This window comes from uncultured Pseudokineococcus sp. (assembly GCF_947499845.1).
Classification (GTDB): domain Bacteria; phylum Actinomycetota; class Actinomycetes; order Actinomycetales; family Quadrisphaeraceae; genus Pseudokineococcus.
Genome location: NZ_CANMPM010000013.1, coordinates 60849 through 81709, shown reverse-complemented (window position 1 = coordinate 81709; position 20861 = coordinate 60849). Strand labels below are relative to the sequence as shown.

The 20861-nt window shown below is 75.7% G+C and carries 21 protein-coding genes; 2 read left to right on the top strand and 19 right to left on the bottom strand.

The window, feature by feature from the left end; all coding sequences use genetic code 11:
- Positions 1-3 precede the first annotated feature (3 nt).
- Positions 4-324 carry a hypothetical protein gene (locus tag Q0789_RS12605; RefSeq protein ID WP_171202280.1) on the top strand — a complete coding sequence of 107 codons (321 nt, stop codon included), beginning with the start codon at positions 4-6 and terminating at the stop codon, positions 322-324.
- A 53-nt stretch (positions 325-377) separates the two neighbouring features.
- Here Q0789_RS12605 and murA read toward each other — a convergent pair whose 3' ends face one another.
- The gene (gene murA, locus Q0789_RS12600; protein ID WP_298805714.1) at positions 378-1673 is read right to left on the bottom strand and encodes a UDP-N-acetylglucosamine 1-carboxyvinyltransferase; all 1296 of its coding nucleotides are present in this window, start codon (positions 1671-1673) and stop codon (positions 378-380) included.
- A gap of 89 nt (positions 1674-1762) precedes the next feature.
- Between murA and Q0789_RS12595 the strand changes: the two genes are divergently transcribed.
- Entirely contained in the window at positions 1763-2524 is a 762-nt protein-coding gene (locus Q0789_RS12595) for a cob(I)yrinic acid a,c-diamide adenosyltransferase (protein ID WP_298805712.1), read from the top strand.
- Positions 2525-2777: 253 nt separating this feature from the next.
- Here the strand turns inward: Q0789_RS12595 and Q0789_RS12590 are convergent, their stop codons facing one another.
- The 18 genes from Q0789_RS12590 to rho form a co-directional block, all read right to left on the bottom strand.
- Complete coding sequence (locus Q0789_RS12590) at positions 2778-4736, bottom strand: M13-type metalloendopeptidase (protein ID WP_298805710.1); 1959 nt, start codon at positions 4734-4736, stop codon at positions 2778-2780.
- A 96-nt stretch (positions 4737-4832) separates the two neighbouring features.
- Positions 4833-5255, bottom strand: coding sequence for a DUF2550 domain-containing protein (locus Q0789_RS12585; protein WP_171202284.1), 423 nt, complete (start codon positions 5253-5255; stop codon positions 4833-4835).
- 28 nt (positions 5256-5283) lie between these two features.
- Positions 5284-5568 (bottom strand): F0F1 ATP synthase subunit epsilon, encoded by a 285-nt coding sequence (locus Q0789_RS12580; protein ID WP_298805705.1) that lies wholly within the window; start codon positions 5566-5568, stop codon positions 5284-5286.
- On the bottom strand, positions 5568-7031 hold the full coding sequence (gene atpD, locus Q0789_RS12575; protein WP_171202275.1) for a F0F1 ATP synthase subunit beta: 1464 nt from the start codon (positions 7029-7031) through the stop codon (positions 5568-5570). The genes Q0789_RS12580 and atpD overlap by 1 nt, the downstream gene beginning before the upstream one ends.
- 73 nt (positions 7032-7104) lie before the next feature.
- Positions 7105-8025 carry a F0F1 ATP synthase subunit gamma gene (locus tag Q0789_RS12570; RefSeq protein ID WP_298805702.1) on the bottom strand — a complete coding sequence of 307 codons (921 nt, stop codon included), beginning with the start codon at positions 8023-8025 and terminating at the stop codon, positions 7105-7107.
- A 112-nt stretch (positions 8026-8137) separates the two neighbouring features.
- Positions 8138-9763 (bottom strand): F0F1 ATP synthase subunit alpha, encoded by a 1626-nt coding sequence (gene atpA / locus Q0789_RS12565; RefSeq protein WP_298805700.1) that lies wholly within the window; start codon positions 9761-9763, stop codon positions 8138-8140.
- A 131-nt stretch (positions 9764-9894) separates the two neighbouring features.
- Positions 9895-10716 carry a F0F1 ATP synthase subunit delta gene (locus Q0789_RS12560; protein WP_298805698.1) on the bottom strand — a complete coding sequence of 274 codons (822 nt, stop codon included), beginning with the start codon at positions 10714-10716 and terminating at the stop codon, positions 9895-9897.
- Entirely contained in the window at positions 10716-11321 is a 606-nt protein-coding gene (locus Q0789_RS12555; RefSeq protein WP_298805696.1) for a F0F1 ATP synthase subunit B, read from the bottom strand. The genes Q0789_RS12560 and Q0789_RS12555 overlap by 1 nt, the downstream gene beginning before the upstream one ends.
- Positions 11322-11367: 46 nt before the next feature.
- Positions 11368-11580, bottom strand: coding sequence for an ATP synthase F0 subunit C (gene atpE, locus Q0789_RS12550; RefSeq protein ID WP_171202271.1), 213 nt, complete (start codon positions 11578-11580; stop codon positions 11368-11370).
- A gap of 131 nt (positions 11581-11711) precedes the next feature.
- Positions 11712-12515, bottom strand: a complete 804-nt coding sequence (gene atpB, locus Q0789_RS12545; RefSeq protein WP_298805693.1) for a F0F1 ATP synthase subunit A — start codon at positions 12513-12515, stop codon at positions 11712-11714.
- Positions 12512-12898, bottom strand: a complete 387-nt coding sequence (locus Q0789_RS12540) for an AtpZ/AtpI family protein (protein ID WP_298805691.1) — start codon at positions 12896-12898, stop codon at positions 12512-12514. Before Q0789_RS12540 ends, atpB begins: the two co-directional genes overlap by 4 nt.
- Positions 12899-12930: 32 nt before the next feature.
- Positions 12931-13422, bottom strand: a complete 492-nt coding sequence (locus Q0789_RS12535; RefSeq protein ID WP_298805690.1) for a hypothetical protein — start codon at positions 13420-13422, stop codon at positions 12931-12933.
- Between the two features lie 120 nt (positions 13423-13542).
- Complete coding sequence (locus tag Q0789_RS12530) at positions 13543-14673, bottom strand: glycosyltransferase family 4 protein (RefSeq protein WP_171202269.1); 1131 nt, start codon at positions 14671-14673, stop codon at positions 13543-13545.
- The gene (locus Q0789_RS12525) at positions 14670-15497 is read right to left on the bottom strand and encodes an L-threonylcarbamoyladenylate synthase (RefSeq protein ID WP_298805687.1); all 828 of its coding nucleotides are present in this window, start codon (positions 15495-15497) and stop codon (positions 14670-14672) included. Before Q0789_RS12525 ends, Q0789_RS12530 begins: the two co-directional genes overlap by 4 nt.
- Positions 15498-15579: 82 nt before the next feature.
- Positions 15580-16497 (bottom strand): peptide chain release factor N(5)-glutamine methyltransferase, encoded by a 918-nt coding sequence (gene prmC / locus Q0789_RS12520; protein WP_298805737.1) that lies wholly within the window; start codon positions 16495-16497, stop codon positions 15580-15582.
- A gap of 29 nt (positions 16498-16526) precedes the next feature.
- Entirely contained in the window at positions 16527-17603 is a 1077-nt protein-coding gene (gene prfA, locus Q0789_RS12515) for a peptide chain release factor 1 (protein WP_298805685.1), read from the bottom strand.
- A 140-nt stretch (positions 17604-17743) separates the two neighbouring features.
- On the bottom strand, positions 17744-17965 hold the full coding sequence (gene rpmE, locus Q0789_RS12510; RefSeq protein WP_171204318.1) for a 50S ribosomal protein L31: 222 nt from the start codon (positions 17963-17965) through the stop codon (positions 17744-17746).
- Positions 17966-18159: 194 nt separating this feature from the next.
- Positions 18160-20415 (bottom strand): transcription termination factor Rho, encoded by a 2256-nt coding sequence (gene rho, locus Q0789_RS12505; RefSeq protein ID WP_366917731.1) that lies wholly within the window; start codon positions 20413-20415, stop codon positions 18160-18162.
- Positions 20416-20861: the final 446 nt, after the last annotated feature.

The window sequence follows — 20861 nt, the reverse complement described above, 5'->3', positions numbered from 1 at the left end:
GGCGTGCCGCAGTGGGGCAGCTACTCCTTCCTCTTCGGGCCCCTCGTCGCCTTCTGCGTCGTCGGGGTCCTCGCGCTGCTGCTCCGGTGGACGTGGGCGCGGGGCTCCTCGCTCGTGCCGGGCCGCGCGCGCAGCGGCGCGCCCACCGACTACGGCCTGCTCGTGCCCGTCGCGGAGCCGGCCACCTTCGTCGAGGCCGAGGTGCTGCGGCAGAAGCTCGAGCGCGAGGGCCTGCGGGCCACGCTCGCCCCGACGACCGACGGCCCGCGCGTGCTCGTCTTCCCCCGCGACCAGGAGGTGGCGCGCGCGATCCTGCGCCGCTGACCCCCGACCCCCTGATCCGCTGACCCGGTGACGCCCGCCCGGTGCGCGCGGCCTCAGTCGACGGGCAGCAGGGCCTGGGCCGGCTCGACGACCTCGCGGCGCACGTCGGCCCCGAGCCCGCGCAGGGACGCGACGACGTCCTCGTAGCCGCGGTCGACGTGCCCGACGCCGTGGACCGCCGTCGTGCCCTCGGCGCGCAGGGCGGCGACGACGAGGGCCGCCCCGGCGCGGATGTCGCTGGCCTCCACGGGGGCGGCGGACAGCCCCGGACGGCCGCGCACGAGCACGTGGTGGCCGTCGACGACGAGGTCGGCGCCGAGGCGCTCGAGCTCGTGGGCGAACCGGAAGCGCGCCTCGAAGAGGTTCTCGGTGACGACGCAGCTTCCGTCCGCGACGGCCGCGAGCGCCAGGGCGAAGGGCTGCAGGTCGGTGGGGAAACCGGGGTAGGGCAGCGTGGCGACGTCGACCGGCCGGGGCCGCTCGGGCCCCTGGACGAGCAGCCCGGTGCCCGTCGGCTCGACCTCGGCGCCGGCCTCGCGGAGCTTGTCGAGGGCCATGACGAGGTGCTCGGGCCGGGCGCCGCGCACGTGCACGCGGCCGCCGGTGATGGCCGCGGCGTAGGCCCAGGTGCCGGCGACCACGCGGTCGGGGACGACGGCGTGCTCGGCGGGCGAGAGCGCGTCGACGCCGTCGACGACGAGCTCGGACCCACCGCGCCCGGTGATGCGGGCGCCCATCGCGAGGAGGAGGTCGACGAGGTCGTCGATCTCGGGCTCGCGCGCGACCCCGGAGAGGACCGTGCGCCCGCGCGCCAGCACGGCCGCCATGAGCAGGTTCTCCGTGGCGCCCACGCTCGGGAAGGCGAGCGCCACCTCGGCGCCCCGCAGGCCCCCCGCCGGCGCCTCGGTGACGAGGTACCCGTGGTCGACGTGGACGTCGGCGCCCATCGCGCGCAGCCCTTCGACGTGGAGGTCGAGGCCGCGCGAGCCGATGGCGTCGCCCCCGGGGACGGCGACGTCCGCGCGCCCGACGCGGGCGGTCAGCGGGCCGAGCACGCTGATGGACGCGCGCATGGCCCGCACCAGCTCGTAGTCGGCGCGGTGGCCGACCTCGGCGGGCACGTCGATCGCGCAGGTGCGCGCCGCGGCGTCGTGCTCGACGACGCAGCCGAGGCGGCGCAGCAGCTCGGCCATGATCCGGACGTCGACGATGCCCGGGACGTCGTGGAGCACCGTGCGCCCCTCGGCGAGGAGGCTCGCGGCCATGAGCTTGAGGACGCTGTTCTTCGCGCCCGGCACCTCGACCTCCCCCTCGAGGACGGCGCCGCCGGTCACCACGATGCGTTCCACGGCGGGCGAGCCTACGCACCGCCGGCCGCCCCTCCCCCCGCCGACGGGGCGGAGCGGCGCGCTCCCGGGTCCTCTGCGACGCTGCGCGCATGGCGGTGCGGCTGACGAGTATCTGGACCGGGACGGGCGACGACGGGACGACGGGCCTGGGCGACTTCTCGCGGACGTCGAAGACGGACCCGCGGCTGGTGGCCTACGCGGACGTCGACGAGACGGGCGCCGCCCTCGGCCTCGTCCTCGCGGCGCTGCCCGCCACCGCTCCCCCGGCGGCGCCGGGCGCCGGCGGTGACGGAGCGGGGTCGCCGGACGAGCAGGAGCCGGACCACCGGGCGTCGGGCGAGGACGAGCAGGAGGCGGCAGGGCCGCCCGACCCGTCCACGCCGGGCCGCGGCGCGGACCCGGGCGCCGTCCTGGAGCGCGTGCGCTCCGTCGTCCGGCGCGTCCAGAACGACCTCTTCGACGTGGGCGCCGACCTGTGCCTGCCGGTGGGCGCGCGCGTGGAGCACACGCCGCTGCGGGTGCAGGAGCCGTGGATCGGCGACCTGGAGCGCGAGATCGACGTGCTCACCGAGGCGCTGCCGCCCCTGACGAGCTTCGTGCTGGCGGGCGGCACGCCCGCCGCCGCGCACCTGCACCTGGCCCGCACGGTCGCCCGCCGCGCGGAGCGCTCGGTGTGGGCGGCGATCGCGGCCCACGGCACGACGGAGGGCGGCGTCAACCCCCTGACGGCCCGCTACCTCAACCGCCTCTCGGACCTGCTGTTCGTCCTGGCCCGCGCCGCCAACTCCCCCGACCTCGGCGGCGACGGCGACGTCCTCTGGCGCCCGGGCGGCACCCACACCGACCGCTGAGGGCGCCCAGCGCCCCCAGACACCCCCACGGGCGACCGGTGCGCGGCGATGGCGATGCTCACCCGCTCGAGGCGCGGGCCACGCAGCCGGGTGAGGCGCAGAGGGAGGGGCGGTCGCGCCCCGGGCACGTCAGCCGAGCAGCGAGGCCGGGGCGGGAGCCCCGACCGAGCGCGTAGGCAGTGCCCGGGGCGCGACCGCCCCTCCCGGACCAGCCCGACCCAGCGCGACGAGCAGCGACCGGGAGGGCGTCACCTCACCAGATGCGCACCCGGTCGGCCGGCTCCATCCACATGCCGTCCCCCGGCGCCGTCGCGAAGGCGGTGTGGAACTCGTCGAGGTTGCGGGCGACCTGGTTGCAGCGGAACTCCTCCGGGGAGTGGGGGTCGGTCGCGAGGCGGCGCAGGCGCTCCTCGGGACGGGCGACGGAGCGCCAGGCGGTCGCCCAGGAGGTGAGGGCGGCGCGGACGTCGTCGGTGGTGGTGTCGCGGCCGTCGGCGGCCTGGGCGAGGCGGAGGGCGACGAGGGCGATGCCGAGGCCGCCGAGGTCGCCGATGTTCTCGCCGACGGTGAGGGCGCCGTTGACGGTGCGGCCGGGGGTCTGCTCGGGCTCGAGGACGTCGTACTGGGCGACGAGCCGCTGGGTGAGGGCGTCGAAGGCGGTGCGGTCCTCCTCGGTCCACCAGTCGCGGAGCTGGCCGCGGCCGTCGAAGCGGGAGCCCTGGTCGTCGAAGCCGTGGCCGATCTCGTGGCCGATGACGGCGCCGATGGCGCCGTAGTTGGCCGGGTCGCCGGCGGCGGGGTCGAAGAAGGGCGGCTGGAGGATCGCCGCGGGGAAGACGATCTCGTTCATGCCGGGGTTGAAGTAGGCGTTGACGGTCTGCGGCGTCATGAACCACTCGTCGCGGTCGACGGGGCGGCCGACCTTGGCGAGCTCGCGGTCGGTCTCGTGGGCGCTGACGCGGCGGACGTTGCCGAGGAGGTCGGCGCGGTCGACCTCGAGGCCGTCGTAGCTCTTCCACCGGTCGGGGTAGCCGACCTTGGGGGTGAAGAGCCGGAGCTTCTCGAGGGCGCGGTCGCGGGTCTCCTGCGTCATCCAGGAGAGGCCGGAGATCTCCTGGGCGTAGGCCTCGACCAGCCGGTCGACGAGGAGCTGCACCTGCGCCTTCGCGTCGGGCGGGAAGTGCTCGCGCACGTAGACCTGGCCGACGGCCTCGCCGACGCCGCCCTCGACGAGGGCGACGCCGCGCTTCCAGCGCTCGCGCATCTGCTCGGTGCCGGAGAGCCGGCGGCCGTAGAAGGCGAAGGACTCCTCGACGAACGCGGCGGGGAGGTAGGGCGCGGCGGCGTGGACGACGCGCCAGGTGAGCCAGGCCCGCCAGGCGGGGAGGCGGTCGGCGACGACGAGGCCGCCGAGCGCCTCGACGAAGGAGGGCTGCGCGACGACGACCTCGTCGAGCAGGGACGCGGGCGCCCCCAGCCCCTCGAGCCAGGCGTCCCACGCCAGGCCGGGGGCCAGCGCCTCGAGGCCGGCCCGGTCGAGGAGGTTGTACATCTGCTGGACGTCGCGGCGGCGGACGCGGTCCCAGTGGGCGCCGGCCAGCTCGGTCTCGAGCGCGAGGACCGCCTCGGCGTGGCGCTCGGGCTCCTCGACGCCCGCGAGCCGCAGCATCGCGGTGACGTGGGGGCCGTAGGCCGCGAGGACCTCCGCGTGCTGCTCCTCGCGGTAGTAGGCCTCGTCGGGCAGGCCGAGACCGCCCTGGCCGAGGTAGGGCAGGTAGCGGTCCGGGTCCCCGAGGTCGGTGTCGACCGACAGCCCGACGAGACCGCCCGAGCCCTCCCGGTCCAGCTGCCCGAGCAGCCGCCAGAAGCCCTCGACGTCCTCGACGGCGACCACGCGCGCCAGGGCGTCGGCGAGCGGCGCCGTCCCGGCGGCCTCGACGGCGGCCTCGTCGACGAAGCTGGCGTAGAGGTCGCCCACGAGGCGCTCCTCGGCGGCCGCGCTCCCGCCCGCCGCGGCGCGTTCGCAGATGGTGCGGACCGCGGCCTCGGCGTCGTCGCGCAGGTCGACGAACACGCCAGCCACGGACCGGTCCGGAGCGATGCGCGCGCCCTCCAGCCAGTCGCCGTTGACGGCGCGGAAGAGGTCGTCCTGCGGGCGGGGGTGCCCCGCCGGTGCGGGCGTCGACGGGGCGCCCGTGTCGGTCGTCGTCATGCTCGCGACCCTACGCGCGGCGCCCGACAGCCGCCCTGCGCCACAGCCCGCGCTCCCCCGGCCGCCTCGCCGAGGCCCCCTCTCCGGAGGCCGCCGTCAGGCGACGTCGGCGCGGTACCCGGGGGGCGAGCTCTCGAGCCAGGAGGCGAAGCCGGTGTAGGCCTCCTCGCTCATGGCGAGCTCGAGACGCTCCTCGCGGTGCCGGCACTCGACGACGACGGCGTCGGGCAGCACGGCGAAGGCCTCGGCGCCCTCGGGGCGGCGGCGGCGCAGGACCTCCATCTCGCGGCGGTCCCACGTGCGCCCGCCGCCGACGTCCACGCCGAAGACGCGGTACCAGGCCATGTCGTCGCGGCGGAAGCCGGCCACGCCGAGGACCCAGCGCCCGCCGTCGCGGCGCGCGGAGCAGTCGAACGCGCCGAGGCGCCGGGTGATCACCCGGCGCCTCAGCGAGACGAGCAGCACGCCCACGGCCACGAGGACGAGGACGGCGAGGGCGAGCTCGAGCGGCAGCAGCACCGAGTCCACGCCGCCGCCCGCCCCGTCCTCAGCGGCCGGCGGAGCCCGCGGCTCCCTCGAGGTCGACGTCCTCCGCCACGACGACGGCGCGGTCGTGGTCGACGGACAGGAAGCCCCCGCCGATGCGGACCCTCATCGACTCGCCCTCCGTGGCCTCGATGCGGACCTCGCCGTCGGCGAGCACGGCGAGGATCGGCTCGTGGCCCGGCAGGACGCCGATCTCGCCCTCGACGGTGCGCACGCTCAGGCGCGAGGCGCCTCCCGCCCAGACCTGGCGCTCGGCGGAGACGAGCTCGACGTGGAGGTCGGCCATCAGGCGCCGGTCTCCTTCTGGATGCGGTCCCAGTTGCGCTCGACGTCCTCGATGCCGCCGACGTTGAAGAACGCCTGCTCGGCCACCTGGTCGTACTTGCCCTCGGTGATCCGCTTGAAGGACTCGACCGTCTCGTCCAGCGGCACCGTGGAGCCCTCGACGCCCGTGAACTTCTCCGCCATGTAGGTGTTCTGGGAGAGGAACTGCTGGATGCGGCGGGCGCGGTTGACGATGACCTTGTCGTCCTCGGAGAGCTCGTCGACGCCGAGGATGGCGATGATGTCCTGCAGCTCCTTGTTGCGCTGGAGGATCTGCTTGACCGCGGTCGCCGTCTCGTAGTGCTCGCGCGAGATGTACTGCGGGTCGAGGATCCGCGACGTCGAGGTCAGCGGGTCGATGGCCGGGTACAGGCCGCGCGAGGCGATCTCGCGGGACAGCTCCGTCGTCGCGTCGAGGTGCGCGAACGTCGTGGCCGGGGCCGGGTCGGTGTAGTCGTCGGCCGGCACGTAGATCGCCTGCAGCGAGGTGATCGAGTGGCCCCGCGTGGAGGTGATGCGCTCCTGGAGCACGCCCATCTCGTCGGCGAGGTTCGGCTGGTAGCCGACCGCCGAGGGCATGCGGCCCAGGAGGGTCGACACCTCGGAGCCCGCCTGCGTGAAGCGGAAGATGTTGTCGATGAAGAGCAGGACGTCCTGGTTCTGCACGTCGCGGAAGTACTCCGCCATCGTGAGGGCGGACAGGGCGACGCGCAGGCGGGTGCCCGGCGGCTCGTCCATCTGGCCGAAGACGAGGGCCGTCTTGTCGAAGACGCCGGCCTCGGCCATCTCCCCGATGAGGTCGTTGCCCTCGCGGGTGCGCTCGCCGACCCCGGCGAAGACCGACACACCGCCGTGGTTCTGGGCGACGCGCTGGATCATCTCCTGGATGAGGACGGTCTTGCCGACCCCCGCACCGCCGAAGAGGCCGATCTTCCCGCCCTGCACGTAGGGGGTGAGGAGGTCGATCGACTTGATGCCCGTCTCGAACATCTGCGTCTTCGACTCGAGCTGGTCGAAGGCGGGCGCCTGGCGGTGGATGGGCCAGCGCTCGGTGATCTCGAGGCGCTCGCCCTCCTCGAGGTTGAGGACGTTGCCCGTGACGTCGAAGACGTGGCCGAGGGTGACGTCGCCGACCGGCACCGTGATGGGGCTGCCGGTGTCCTGCACCTCCGTGCCGCGGACCAGGCCGTCGGAGGGCTTGAGCGCGATGGCGCGCACGAGCCCGTCACCGAGGTGCTGGGCCACCTCGAGCGTCATGGACGTCTGCGTGCCCATGAGGTCGTAGGAGATCGTCAGGGCGTTGTTGATCTCGGGGACGCCGTCCGGGGGGAACTCGACGTCGACGACGGGCCCGATGACGCGGCTGACGCGCCCGGTGGCGGCCGCGCCGCTCGTGGACGGGGTCTCGGTGGCGGTGGCGGTCATGTGCGGTGCTCTCCTTCGGCCGTGCCGGTGGCGCCCGGGGGGCCGGGCGGATGCGGGTGCTGGGGGCGGGGCGTCACGAGCTGGAGGACGCGGCCAGCGCGTCGGCGCCGCCCACGATCTCCGTGATCTCCTGGGTGATCTCCGCCTGCCGGGCCTGGTTGGCGAGGCGCGTGTACATCTTCACGAGGTCCTCGGCGTTGTCGCCGGCCGTCTTCATGGCGCGCTGGCGGGCCGCGTGCTCGCTGGCCGCGGCCTGCAGCAGCGCGTTGTGCAGGCGGCTCGTGATGTAGCGGGGCAGGAGGGCGTCGAGCACCTGCTCCCCCGACGGCTCGAACTCGTAGAGCGGCAGGAGCTCGTCCGAGCTCGGCGGCTCCACCCCCTCGACGACCTCCAGCGGGAGCAGGCGGTTCACCTGCGGCGTCTGGGTCACCATGCTGACGAAGGCCGTGGACACGACGTGGATCTCGTCGACGCCGGGCTCGCCCCCGTCCTCCGGCTGCGAGCTGCGGACGAACTGCTCGACGAGCTCCTCGCCGATCTGGCGGGCGTCGTCGTACATCGGCGACTCGGAGAAGCCGCTCCACTGCCCCGCGAGGTCGCGCCGACGGAACCGGTAGTACGCCACGCCCTTGCGCCCCACGACGTAGAGGACGGGCTCGCGGCCCTCCTCGCGCAGCCGCGCGACGAGGCGCTCCGCCTCGCGCAGCACGCTCGCCGAGTAGGCCCCCGCCATGCCGCGGTCGCTCGTCACGACGACGACGGCGGAGCGGCGCACCTCGGCGCGCTCGGTCGTCAGCGGGTGGTCGGCGTCGGAGTAGGTCGCCACCGCCGACACCGCCCGCGTGATGGCCCGGGCGTACGGGGTCGACGCCGTCACCGCCTGCCGCGCCCGCGCGATGCGGGACGTGGCGATGAGCTCCATGGCGCGGAAGATCTGCTGCATCGACTTCGTCGACCCGATCCGCTGCTTGTAGACCCTCTGCTGGCCTGCCACGGTCCTGCTCCTCCTGCGTGGTGGGTGGTGCCCGTCCCGGCGTCGCGCGCGGCCCCCCGGGGCGGACGGGCCGTCCCCGGCGGCCCCTCGCGGGGCCGCCGGGGGACGCGCCTCAGCGCTTCTGGCGGACGATCCGCTCCTGCGACTCCTCGTCGGCGTCGCTCGCCTCGACGTCCTCGGCCTCGACGGGCGCGTCCGACGTCGGGCGGAAGCCCTTCTTGAAGTCGCGGACCTGGCGCTCGAGCTCGTCCGTCGTGTCGTCCTCGAGCCGACCCGTCTCGCGGATGGTGCGCAGCACGTCCCCGCCGCGCAGCATCTCGAGGACCTCGGACTCGAAGCGGCGCACGTCCTCCACCGGGACGTCGTCCAGCACGCCCTTGGTGCCCATCCAGATGGACACGGCCTCCTCCTCGAAGGGGTACGGGGAGAACTGGGGCTGCTTGAGCAGCTCCATGAGGCGCTGGCCGCGGCCCAGCTGCTGGCGGGACGCCGCGTCGAGGTCCGAGGCGAACATCGCGAAGGCCTCGAGCGAGCGGAACTGCGCCAGGTCGATCTTCAGCGTGCCGGAGACCTTCTTCACGGCCTTGGTCTGGGCGTCGCCGCCGACCCGGCTCACCGAGACGCCGACGTTGACCGCCGGGCGCTGGTTGGCGTTGAAGAGGTCCGACTCCAGGAAGATCTGGCCGTCGGTGATGGAGATGACGTTGGTGGGGATGAACGCCGAGACGTCGTTGCCCTTGGTCTCGATGATCGGAAGGCCGGTCATCGAGCCGCCGCCCATCTCGTCGCTGAGCTTCGCGCAGCGCTCGAGGAGCCGGGAGTGCAGGTAGAAGACGTCGCCCGGGTAGGCCTCGCGGCCCGGCGGGCGGCGCAGCAGCAGCGAGACGGCGCGGTAGGCGTCGGCCTGCTTGGACAGGTCGTCGAAGACGATGAGGACGTGCTTGCCCGCGTACATCCAGTGCTGGCCGATGGCCGAGCCGGTGTAGGGGGCGACGTACTTGAAGCCCGCCGGGTCGGAGGCCGGGGCCGCGACGATCGTCGTGTACTCCATGGCGCCGGCGGCCTCGAGCGAGCCGCGCACCGCCTGGATGGTCGAGCCCTTCTGGCCGATGGCGACGTAGACGCAGCGGACCTGCTTGGTCGGGTCGCCCGACTCCCAGTTGGCGCGCTGGTTGATGATCGTGTCGAGCGCCACCGCGGACTTGCCGGTCTGGCGGTCGCCGATGATGAGCTGGCGCTGGCCGCGGCCGATCGGCGTCATGGCGTCGATGGCCTTGATGCCCGTCTGCAGGGGCTCGTGCACCGACTTGCGCTGGACGACCGTGGGCGCCTGGAGCTCGAGCGCGCGACGGGTCTCCGCCTCGATCTCGCCCTGGCCGTCGATCGGGTTGCCAAGCGGGTCGACGACGCGACCGAGGTAGGCGTCGCCCACCGGCACCGAGAGGACCTCGCGCGTGCGGTGCACGGCCTGGCCCTCCTCGATGCCGCTGTAGTCGCCGAGGATGACGACGCCGATCTCGCGGACGTCGAGGTTGAGCGCCAGGCCGAGGGTGCCGTCCTCGAAGCGCAGCAGCTCGTTGGCCATCGCGCTGGGGAGGCCCTCGACACGGGCGATGCCGTCCGCGGTCTCGGTGACGCGCCCGACCTCCTCGCGGTCGACGCCGGAGGGGTCGAAGGACTGGACGAAGGAGTCCAGCGCGTCGCGGATCTCCTCGGGCCGGATCGTCAGCTCCGCCATGGGGGTGCTCCTTCTCGTGTGGCTCGGGTCGCTCGGGCCGCCGCAGCGGCTGGTGCTCGGCGCGGCGCCGGCGGCCCCGCGGGTGCTGCTCGTGGTGCTGGTGGTGCTCGTCCCGGCGATCGTCCCCCGCCTCAGCGGGCGAGGCGACGCCGGGTCTCGTCGAGGCGCGAGGAGACGGTGCTGTCGACGAGCTCGCCGCCCACCTCGAGGCGGACGCCGCCGACGACGCCCGGGTCCACGGCCGAGTCGACGTGGACCGCCCGGCCGTACTGGCGGCTGAGGAGGTCGACCAGCCGCTGGCGCTGGTCGTCGCGCAGCGGGACGGCGGTCGTGACGAGCGCCACGACGCGCCGGCGCCACTCGGCCGCGAGCTCGCCGTAGTGCGAGAGCGCCCGCTCGGGCGTCAGCCCGCGCGAGCGGACGGCGGCTCGGCGCACGAGCAGGAGGGTGCCCGGCGCCACCCTGTCGCCGAGGAGGCGCTCGAGGAGGCCGGTCCGCGCGTCGTCCGGGGCGTAGCGGTCGGCGACCGCCGCCCGCAGCGCGCGGTCGCCGGAGAGCAGCCGCTCGACGCGGAACAGCTCCTCCTCGACGCGGTCGACCCCGTCACCGGAGTCGTCGGCCTGCGAGGCCCCGGACACCGTGGCGAGGACGGCCAGCTGCTCGACGGCGTCGGGCAGGTCGCGCGACGCCGACCAGCGGCCGCCGACGAGCCGGCGGACGACGTCCATCGCCTCGCCGCCGACCCGCCCGCCGAGGAGCCGCTCGGCGAGGGCCGTGCGGTCCGACGCCTCGCGCGCCGGGTCCGTCAGCGCCCGCCGGAGCGGGCCCGAGGAGTCGAGCACGTCGACGACGCCGAACAGCTGCTCCCCGAGGTCGGTGCCCCGCGCGCCCTCCAGCACCGGGCGGACGTCGTCGGTCACCGCGCCGAGCGAGGTGCGGCTCGCCCCGCGCATCAGGCGCCCTGGCCGCTGGGTGCGGCCGCCCGGTGCGACCCGCCGGTGCGCTCGCCCCGCTCGAGGTCCTCGAGGAAGCGGTCGACGACGCGCGACTGGCGCGCCTCGTCGTGCAGGGACTCCCCGACGATGCGTGAGGCGAGCTCGGTGGCGAGGCCGCCGACCTCCGTGCGCAGCGACAGAGCGGCCTGCTGGCGCTCGGAGGCGATCTGGCGCTGGGCCGACTCCGTGACGCGCTGCGCCTCGGCCTCGGCCCGCTGGCGCATCTCCTCGAGGATCTGCGCGCCCTGGGCGCGCGCCTCCTCGCGGATGCGGCCGGCCTCCTCGCGGGCGTCCGCGAGCTGCTGCTTGTACTCGGCGAGGGTGCGCTCGGCCTCCTGCTGAGCCCGCTCGGCCTTCTCGACGCCGCCCTCGATGGCCGCACGGCGCTCCGCGTAGACCTCCTCGAGGCGCGGCACGACCTTCTTCGCGACGACGAAGAGGACGATCGCGAAGGCGATGACCCCGAAGATCAGCTCCCCGAGGTGCGGGAGGATCGGGTAGAGCGGGTCGCCGGGCGGGTCGGACTCCGCCGTGGCGAGCACCGCGGTGGCGGCGAGGTTCACTGCTCCTCCTGAGCCCGGTGCGGGATGGGTGGCGAGCTGGGCTCGGTCAGTTGCCGGCGAAGACGAACGCCAGGGCGATGCCGAAGATGGCCAGCGCCTCGGCGAGGGCGAAGCCGAGGATGGCGATGCTCTGCAGCATGCCGCGGGCCTCGGGCTGGCGGGCGACGCCGTTGATGTAGGCGGCGAAGATCAGGCCGATCCCGACGCCGGGGCCGATGGCCGACAGGCCGTAGCCGACGATCGCGAGGTCTCCGGTCATGGTCCTCTCCAACTTCCTTCCGTGGTGCCGCGACGCGGTGTGCGCCCGGGTGGTCCGTGGTGGTGCGGTGGTGCTGCTGGCGGTGGGGCTCTCCAGCGGGTGGTGCGGTCTGTGGGGCGCGCGGGGCGCGCTCAGTGCTCCTCGGCGTAGGCGTCCGCGATGTAGGTCGCGGACAGCAGCACGAAGACGTAGGCCTGCAGGAACTGCACGAGCAGCTCGAACAGCGTCATGAGGAAGGCCATGAGGAAGGTCGGGATCGACACGACCTTCAGCAGCAGCCCGCCGTCGATGAGCATGTACTCGGCGCCGCTGATGAAGAGCACGAGGATGATGTGGCCCGCGAACATGTTGCCGAAGAGCCGCAGGGCCAGGGTCACCGGCCGGGTCACGAAGTAGGTGACGACCTCGAGCAGGAAGACGACCGGCACGATCCAGGCGGGCAGCCCGCTCGGCACGAGGCCCTTGAGGTAGCCGCCGACGCCCTTCCGCGAGATCCCGACCGCGTGGTAGACGACGTAGACCAGCAGCGCCAGGACGATGGGGAAGGCGATGCGCCCCATCGTCGGGTACTGGAACGGCGGGAGGGCGCCGAAGAGGTTGTTGACGTAGATGAACGCGAAGAGCGCGAACAGCAGCGGGATGTACCGGCGGAAGTGGTGCTCGCCGATGATGTCGCGCGCCACCGTGTTGCGCACGAGGTTGTAGACGCCCTCGACGGCCATCTGCCCCTTGCCGGGGACGACCGACAGCCGCCGGGTCCCGGCGAGCAGCAGCCCGACGACGATGACGACCGAGATGAGGGCGAGGATCGACGGCCGCGTGATCGCGAGCGCGCCCTCGGTGCCGAAGAGCGGCTGCCAGAAGATCTCGGTGCTGGGCGCCTCGAACTCGTGGCTGCCTGATGCGAGCAGAGGGGCCTGCAGTTCCGGGCTCACGTCGTCTCCTCCGCGCGGACGTCGTCGTGGGTACGGGGGTGCGAGTGGCTCGAGCGAGCGCGCTGCTCGCCCGCCGGCGGACCGGCGGGGCGCGAGGCGGGCGCGTCGCGCCCGACACCGTAGCGGAACCACACGTACCAGACGGCGAGCACGATGCCGCCGATGATGCCGACCGGCGCCAGGAACGAGGTCCCCAGCAGGCGGTCCAGGCCGAAGCCGATGGCCCCGAAGGTCAGGGGGCCGGCGACGAGGTAGGACGAGGCGCCCCAGACGTCGTCGCGACCGTCGCTCGAGGCCCGCTCGGCGGGGCTCGTGGGGGTCGCGGGGGCCCTGGCGGCACCGGTGGTGCCGGGGGCGGGTCGGCGGCTGTCGTCGTCGGCCATGGTGGGGATGACGCTAGCAGCGCTGCGGCGCGTCACCGACCACTCCCCCCGCCGTCGACGCCCGGCCCGGTGCCCGACCCGGCGCCCGGGCGCGGCTCGTCCACGACGGGGTGGCGCGCCCGCAGGAAGCCCCGCAGCTCGAACCCGAGCCAGACGGTGGTGACGACGATCGTCGTGAGCCCGAGGGCCGGCCCCGGCAGGTCGGTCAGCCGGGCCAGGAGCACGAAGGCGACCGCGAGGAGCACGACCTTGGCGGTGTAGGTGCCGAGGGCGACGACCATGACGAGCTGCGGCGACGTCCGGGCGGTGCGTCCCAGCACGACGAGGGTGCTGCCGAAGAAGAGGACGACGAGCGCCACCCCGACCAGCGCCGCGACCAGCCCCGCGAGGCCGGAGGTCACGAGCGCCACCACGGCGCACGCGGCGCCGGCGACGAGGGAGGGGACGAGCGCGGCGCGCAGCATCCCGGTGAAGGCCCCGGGCGGCGGGGCGACGGCCCCGGGAGGGCTGCCGTGGGTGCTCACAACGGGGGCTCCAGCGCGTCGTCCGTGGGCGAGGGCGGGCGCGCCCGCTCGTCCTCGGGCCCGCGGCGGCGGCGATCCGGGCGCTCGCGCGCCAGCCTGCTCACCTGGTCCCGGACGGTATCACCAGCCTCCCGGCCCCCCGCTGCCCAGCGTGGCCGCCGCCGGGCTCGGCGGCCGTCGGCGGATGCGGAGCGTCACCACCACGACGACGACGACCGCCGCCCCCCACGCGGGCAGGGCCAGCGGCAGGGGCACGAAGGCGGTCGAGACCGCCCCGAAGGAGATGACGGCCGCCCAGGCGTACATGACGCCGACGGCCCGGCCGTGGCTGTGCCCGAGGTCGAGCAGCCGGTGGTGCAGGTGGAGGCGGTCGGGGGTGAAGGGCGACTGCCCCTTGGCGAGGCGGCGCACCACCGCCCACACGAGGTCCAGCAGCGGCAGGAGCAGCACGGCGAGCGGCAGGAGGATGGGCAGGAAGACGGGCACGACCTGCGCCCGCGAGACGACCGTCGGGTCCACCCCCGACGCCGCGACGCCCGAGGCGGCGAGCAGCAGCCCGAGGAGCATCGAGCCGGAGTCCCCCATGAAGATGCGCGCGGGGTGGAGGTTGTGGGGCAGGAAGCCCAGGCAGCACCCCACGAGGGCCGCGACGACGAGCGTGGCGAGGTTCGAGTAGTCCTCCGGGCTCGCGTCCTGGCTCAGCAGGTAGGTGTAGACGAAGAACGCGGACCCGCTGATGAGCATGACGCCGGCGGCCAGGCCGTCGAGGCCGTCGATGAAGTTCACGGCGTTGACGGCGACGAGCACCGCGACGACGGTGAGGGCGAAGAACGTCGGCCCCGAGCCGACGGTGACGCCGAAGACGGGCAGCGAGAGCAGCTGGACGCCCTGCCAGGCGAGCAGGGACGCCGCGAGCACCTGCCCGCCCAGCTTGGCGAGCGCGTCGAGGCCCCAGACGTCGTCGGCGACGCCGAGGAGGGAGACGAGGGCGGCGGCCCCGAGGACCGCCCAGGGCCCGCGGGACTCGGCGTAGACGCCGTCGAGGAAGGGCAGCTGGCTGCCCAGCACGACGGCCGCGGCGAGGCCGGCGAGCATCGCCGTCCCCCCGAGGCGCGGCGTCGGCACGCTGTGGACGTCGCGGTCGCGCACCGGCGACATCGCGCCCAGGCGCTCGGCCAGGCGGCGGGCCAGCGGCGTGCACAGGTAGGTGACCGCCGCCGCGGTGACGAGGACGAGGAGGTAGGCCCTCACCGCTCGTCGGCGGAGCCGTCGACCGGGTCGGGGGCCCCGGCGTCCTCCGCCGCCGGGTGCGGCTCGGGCTCCGGCCCGGACGCCGGCTCCGGCGGGGAGTCCGCCTCGGGCTGGGACTCGGGCTCGGACTCGGGCTGGGGCTCGGGCTGCGGCTCCGGCTCGGGGCGGCGGGGGGCGCGCACGTCGGGCACCACGCGGCGCAGCTCGGCCAGGCTGACGGCGCCCTCGCGCAGCACCTCGGGGCGGGCCCCGGTGAGGTCGAGGACGGTCGAGGGCACCCCGCCGTCGCGCGCGCCGTCCTCGAGGTAGCAGGCGACCGCGTCCCCCAGCTGGTCGCGGCAGGCGGCGGCGGTCTCCCCCGGCGGGCGCCCCGTGAGGTTGGCGCTGCTGACGGCGAGCGGCCCGCTCTCGGCGAGCAGGGTCCGGGTGAGCTCGTCGTCGGGGACGCGCACGGCCACCGTGCCGCCCGTGTCGCCGAGGTCCCACCGCAGCGACCCCTGCGCCCAGCAGACGAGCGTCAGGCCCCCCGGCCAGAAGGCCTGCGCGAGGTCGTCGACCGAGGACGACGCGCGGCTCGCGGAGCGCTCGACGAGCGCGTCGACCGAGCGCGCGTCGTGGACGAGCACGGGCGGCGGCATCGAGCGCCCCCGGCCCTTGGCGGCGAGGAGCGCGGCCACCGCGTCGGCGTCGAAGGCGTCCGCCGCCACGCCGTACACGGTGTCGGTGGGCAGCACGACGAGCTCGCCCCGGCTCAGGGCGTCGACGGCGTGGCGCAGGCCCGCGTCGCGCCCCTCGGGCTCGCGGCAGTCGTGGAGCGTGCTCACGACCGCGCATCGTGGCACGCCCGGCCCGCCCGCTCCGGCAGGCGGGGGCTCGCCGCGACCGCGCGGGGCCTCCCGGGGCGCGTCAGCGGGGAGCGGCGGGCGGCGCCGGCGCGGCGCCGTCCGCCCGCGCGGCGCGGACCCAGCGGGGCCGCCCGGTGAGGTCGACGGCGCCCGTCGCGCCCGACCAGGCCGGCCCGGCGAGGACGGCGAGGAGCGCGGGCTGCTGGACCTCGGCGTGCTCGACGAGGACGACGCCGCCCGGGCGCAGCAGGGCCGCGGCGCGCGCCACGACGGCCCGGGGCACCTCGAGGCCGTCCTCCCCGCCGCCGTAGAGGGCCGCCCCCGGGTCGTGCTCGCGGACCTCCGGGTCGACCGGCACCGCGCCGGGCGGGATGTACGGCGGGTTGCTGACGACGACGTCCACGAGGCCCTCGAGCTCCGGCAGCGCGCTCCCGGCGTCGCCGGCCACGACCTCGACCGGCCCGCCCGGGCGGCCGGCCAGCGGCGGCCGGACGCCGAGGTCGTCGACGTTGCGCCGGGCCCAGGCGAGGGCGTCCTCGCTCAGCTCCACGCCGACGACCCGCGCCCGCGGCACCTCCGCCGCCACGGCGAGCGCGACGGCGCCCGACCCCGTGCACAGGTCGACGACGACGGCGGGACGGCCCTCGGCGCGCTCCACCTCGCGGGCGGCGTCCACGGCCGCGCCCGCCAGGCCCTCGGTCTCGGGCCGGGGGACGAAGACGCCCGGCCCGACGGCCAGCTCGAGCCCCCGGAAGGGGGCGCGGCCCGTGAGGTGCTGCAGGGGCCTGCGCGCGCACCGCGCGGCCACGAGCGCCGCGTAGGCCGTCCGGACGTCCGGCGACGGCCCGTCGTCGCCGCGCAGGGCGGCCAGCGCGAGGGCCCCCCGCGTCGAGCCGAGCGCGTGGGCCAGGAGCTCCTCCGCGTCCGCGCGGGGGCTCGGGACGCCCGCCGCCGCGAGCCGGCCCGCGGCCGCCCGCAGGAGCGCCGCCAGGTCCGTCCCGGAGGTGCTCAGGACGTCTCCACGGCGGCGAGCCGGGCGTCCTCGTCCGCCCGCGCGCAGGAGGCGAGGACGGCGTCGAGGTCGCCGTCCAGCACGGCGTCGAGGTTGTACGCCTTGTACCCCGTGCGGTGGTCGCTGATGCGGTTCTCGGGGAAGTTGTAGGTCCGGATCCGCTCGGAGCGGTCCACCGTCCGCACCTGCGCGCGCCGCAGCCCCGACGCCGCCTCGGCGGCCTCCTCGGCCGCCAGCGCCCGCAGCCGGGCGCGCAGGATGCGCAGCGCCTGCTCGCGGTTCTGCAGCTGGCTCTTCTCGTTCTGGCAGGAGACGACGAGGCCGCTCGGCAGGTGCGTGATGCGCACGGCGGAGTCGGTCGTGTTGACGCTCTGCCCGCCCGGCCCCGAGGAGCGGAAGACGTCCACGCGCAGGTCCGCGGGCGACACCTCGACCTCGTCGACGTCCTCGACCTCGGGGAGCACGAGCACCCCGGCGGCGGAGGTGTGGATGCGGCCCGCCGACTCCGTCACCGGCACCCGCTGCACGCGGTGGACGCCGCCCTCGAACTTCAGCGCGGCGTAGACGCCGGTCGCCGGGTCCCCGCCGCGGCCGCGGACGGCCAGGGACGCCTCCTTGTAGCCGCCGAGGTCGGACGGCGCGGCCTCCAGCAGCTCGGCCCTCCACCCGCGGCGCTCGGCGAGGCGCAGGTACATCCGCACGAGGTCGCCGGCGAAGAGCGCGGACTCCTCGCCGCCCTCCCCCGCCTTGACCTCGAGGATGACGTCGCGGGCGTCGTCGGGGTCGCGCGGCACGAGGACGCGCCGCAGTCGCTCCGCCGCGGCCTCGGCCGCCGCCTCGAGCGCGGGCACCTCCTCGGCGAAGGCCGGGTCCTCGGCCGCCAGCGCGCGGGCGGCCCCCGCGTCGTCGACGGCGGCGCGCCAGGCGGCCTCGGCGGCGACGACCGCGCCCAGCTCGGCGTAGCGGCGGCCGGCGCGCCGGGCGCGGGCCGGGTCGGCGTGCAGCGCCGGGTCCGCCAGCTCCTGCTCGAGCGCGGCGTGCTCCTCCAGGAGCGGGGCGACGACGTCGCGCACGGGGACCTCCGGGGTCGCGGGCTGGGGCGGGGGACGAGCTGGCGGGGCGGGTGGCGGGATGGGACGCCCGGGACGGGCCCGGACGCGACGACGGCGCCGGCCCGCCCTGCAGGGGGCGGACCGGCGCCGTCGGGGCGGGCCTACTTGGAGGCGCCGGCCTTCTTGCCGTAGCGCTGCTGGAACCGGGCCACGCGGCCGCCGGTGTCCAGGATCTTCTGCTTGCCCGTGTAGAACGGGTGGCACGCGGAGCAGACGTCGGCCTTGATCTCGCCGCTCTTGTCGGTGCTGCGCGTGGTGAACGTCTCGCCGCACGTGCACGACACCGTGGTCGTCACGTACTCGGGGTGCTGCCCGGCCTTCATCTGGTGCGTCCTCTCGTCGGTGCCCCGGGTCGTGCGGCGCTGGTCGCGCGCGCACGTGAACCGGGACGGCGCGGTCGATGGTGCCACGACCTCGACCACCCCCCACAACGCCGGGGGGCGCCTCGGCCTTCCCGCCGCCCGGGCGGGCCGGGCGGCTGGAGCGGGCGGGCGCGCGCCGCGCCCGCCCGCTGCGGTCAGCTCGGGGAGAGCTCGCTGCGCTGGTCCCCGCCCGGGCCCGAGGGCGCCGTCCGCTGGACCTGCATGAGGAACTCGGCGTTGCTGCCGGTCTCGCGCAGCTTGCCGAGGACGAGCTCGATGGCCTGGGTGGAGTCCAGGGCGCCGAGCACGCGGCGGAGCTTGTAGACGACCTTGAGCTCCTCGGGCGACATGAGGATCTCCTCGCGCCGCGTGCCGGAGGCGTTGACGTCGACCGCCGGGAAGATGCGCTTGTCGGCCAGGTGCCGCGCCAGGCGCAGCTCCATGTTCCCCGTGCCCTTGAACTCCTCGAAGATGACCTCGTCCGCCTTCGAGCCCGTCTCGACGAGCGCCGAGGCGAGGATCGTCAGCGAGCCGCCGTGCTCGATGTTGCGGGCGGCGCCGAAGAAGCGCTTCGGCGGGTACAGCGCCGAGGCGTCGATGCCGCCGGAGAGGATGCGCCCGGACGCCGGGGCCGAGGTGTTGTAGGCCCGCGAGAGGCGCGTCAGCGAGTCGAGCAGCACGACGACGTCGTGCCCCAGCTCGACGAGGCGCTTGGCCCGCTCGATGGCCAGCTCGGCGACCGTCGTGTGGTCCTCGGCGGGGCGGTCGAAGGTCGAGGCGATGACCTCGCCCTTCACCGTCCGCTGCATGTCGGTGACCTCCTCGGGCCGCTCGTCGACGAGCACGACCATGAGGTGGACGTCCGGGTTGTTGCGCGTGATCGCGTTGGCGATCTGCTGCATGACGATCGTCTTGCCGGCCTTGGGCGGCGCCACGATGAGGCCGCGCTGGCCCTTGCCGATGGGCGCCACGAGGTCGATGACGCGCTGGGTGTAGTGCCCGCGCTCGGTCTCCAGGCGCAGGCGGTCCTGCGGGTACAGCGGGGTGAGCTTGGTGAAGTCGGGGCGGCGGCGCGCCTCGTCCGCCTGCAGGCCGTTGACCGTGTCCACGCGCACCAGCGGGTTGAACTTCTGGGCCCGCTGCTGGCGCTGCTGGCGGCCGCTGCGGCCGCTGCCGCTCGGGGCGTCCTGCCCGTCGCCGTCGCCGTCGCCCTTCGCCCGGGCGCCGCCGGTGATGACGTCGCCCTTGCGCATCCCGTGCTTCTTGACCTGCGCGAGCGTCACGTAGACGTCGTTGGGCCCGGGCAGGTAGCCCGAGGTGCGCACGAAGGCGTAACTGTCGAGGACGTCGAGGACGCCCGCCACCGGCACGAGGACGTCGCCCTCGGACACCTCCGGCTCGGCGTCGGGCGCCGACCCGCCGCCGGGAGCGCCCTCGCCGCGCCCGCGGCGCTTGCGGTCGCGGTAGCGGCCGCGACGACCGCGGCGGCCGCCGAGCTCGTCGTCGTCGTCCTGCCCTCCGGAGCGGTCCTGGCGGTCCTGTTGGCCCTGGCCGGCGCCGCGGTCCGGCCGGTCCCCGCGGTCCTGGCGCTCGCCGCGCTCGGAGCGGTCCTCGCGGCCGCGGTCCTGGCGGTCGTCGCGGCCGCGCGCGCGGTCGCCGCGCTCGTCCTCGGCCTCGTCGCCGCGGCGGTGACGGGCGCGCTCGCGCAGGTCGAGCGACTGCTCGAGCTGGGCCCGCGCGTCGAGGCGGCGGTCGCCGCCCTGCGCCGACCCCGCCTGCTGGTCACGGCCCTGCTGGTCACGGCCCTGCGGCTGGCCCTGCTGGTCGCGGTCGCGGCCGTCCTGGTCGCGGCGGGGGGCGCGGGCCTCCCGGCCGCCGTCGGCCGACCCGTGGCCCTCGGGCGCCGGGCGCTCCGTCGCTGCGTCCCCGCCCCGGTCCTGCTGAGCCCGTTCCTGGGAGACGCGCTGGGCGGCGTCGTCCTGCGCCGGGGTGGTACGGGTGTCGGGGGCGCCGGCGGGCCGCTCGGCGCGGCGCGGGCGGGAGCCGCGGCGGCCCGTGGGCGCCTCGTCCGGAGCGGCGGCCTGCGCGGGAGCGGCGGTCCGGTCGGCCGCGGGGGCCTGGGCCGGCGCGTCGTCGTCGCCGCGGCGGGGCTGCGGCGGCTGGGCCTGCTCGGGGCGGCTCTGCTCGGGGCGGGAGGGGGCGTCGGCGTCGGCGGGGGCCGCGGCGCGGCGGCCGCGCGTCGACGGGCCCTGCTCGGCGCGGATGGCGGCGAGCAGGTCGCTCTTGCGCATCGTCGCGGTGCCCTGCACGCCCAGCGAGCTCGCGAGCTCCTGCAGCTGCCCCAGCCGCAGCTGGGACAGGGGGGCCCGGCGGGACGGGGCGGCGTCGCCCTGCGCCTCGGGCTGGGCGATGTCGGTGGTGTCTGTCACGAAGGTCCTTCCCCCTCGTCAGCGGCGCGGGAGGCCGCAGGGTGCGCCGGCGCACAGAGGCCGGCAGGGACCACCTGCCCGTCCGCGGACGGTCGCGCGAGAGCCCGGGAACAGGGTCGGGCGCAGTCGCACCGGCGGGGAGGTGAGAGTGCCGGGGCTCCCACGGGCGGCGGCGCCGCGGAGGACCGCGGCGATCACCCGGAGCAGGTCCGGCAGCACGACTGTAGCACCGCACCCCCCGGCCGCCCCAGGGCTCGCCGCCGTCACCCGACCGGGTGCACGTCCGAGGCACCACGGCGCACGGCCGTGCCGGCGACGGCGGCGGCGTCTCCGTCGACCCCCGGCGGAGAGGGCTACGAACTCCGCACCAGGCGCCCACGACGGCGGAGAGAGGCTACGAAGTCCGCGGCGGAAGGCCCCGACGGCGG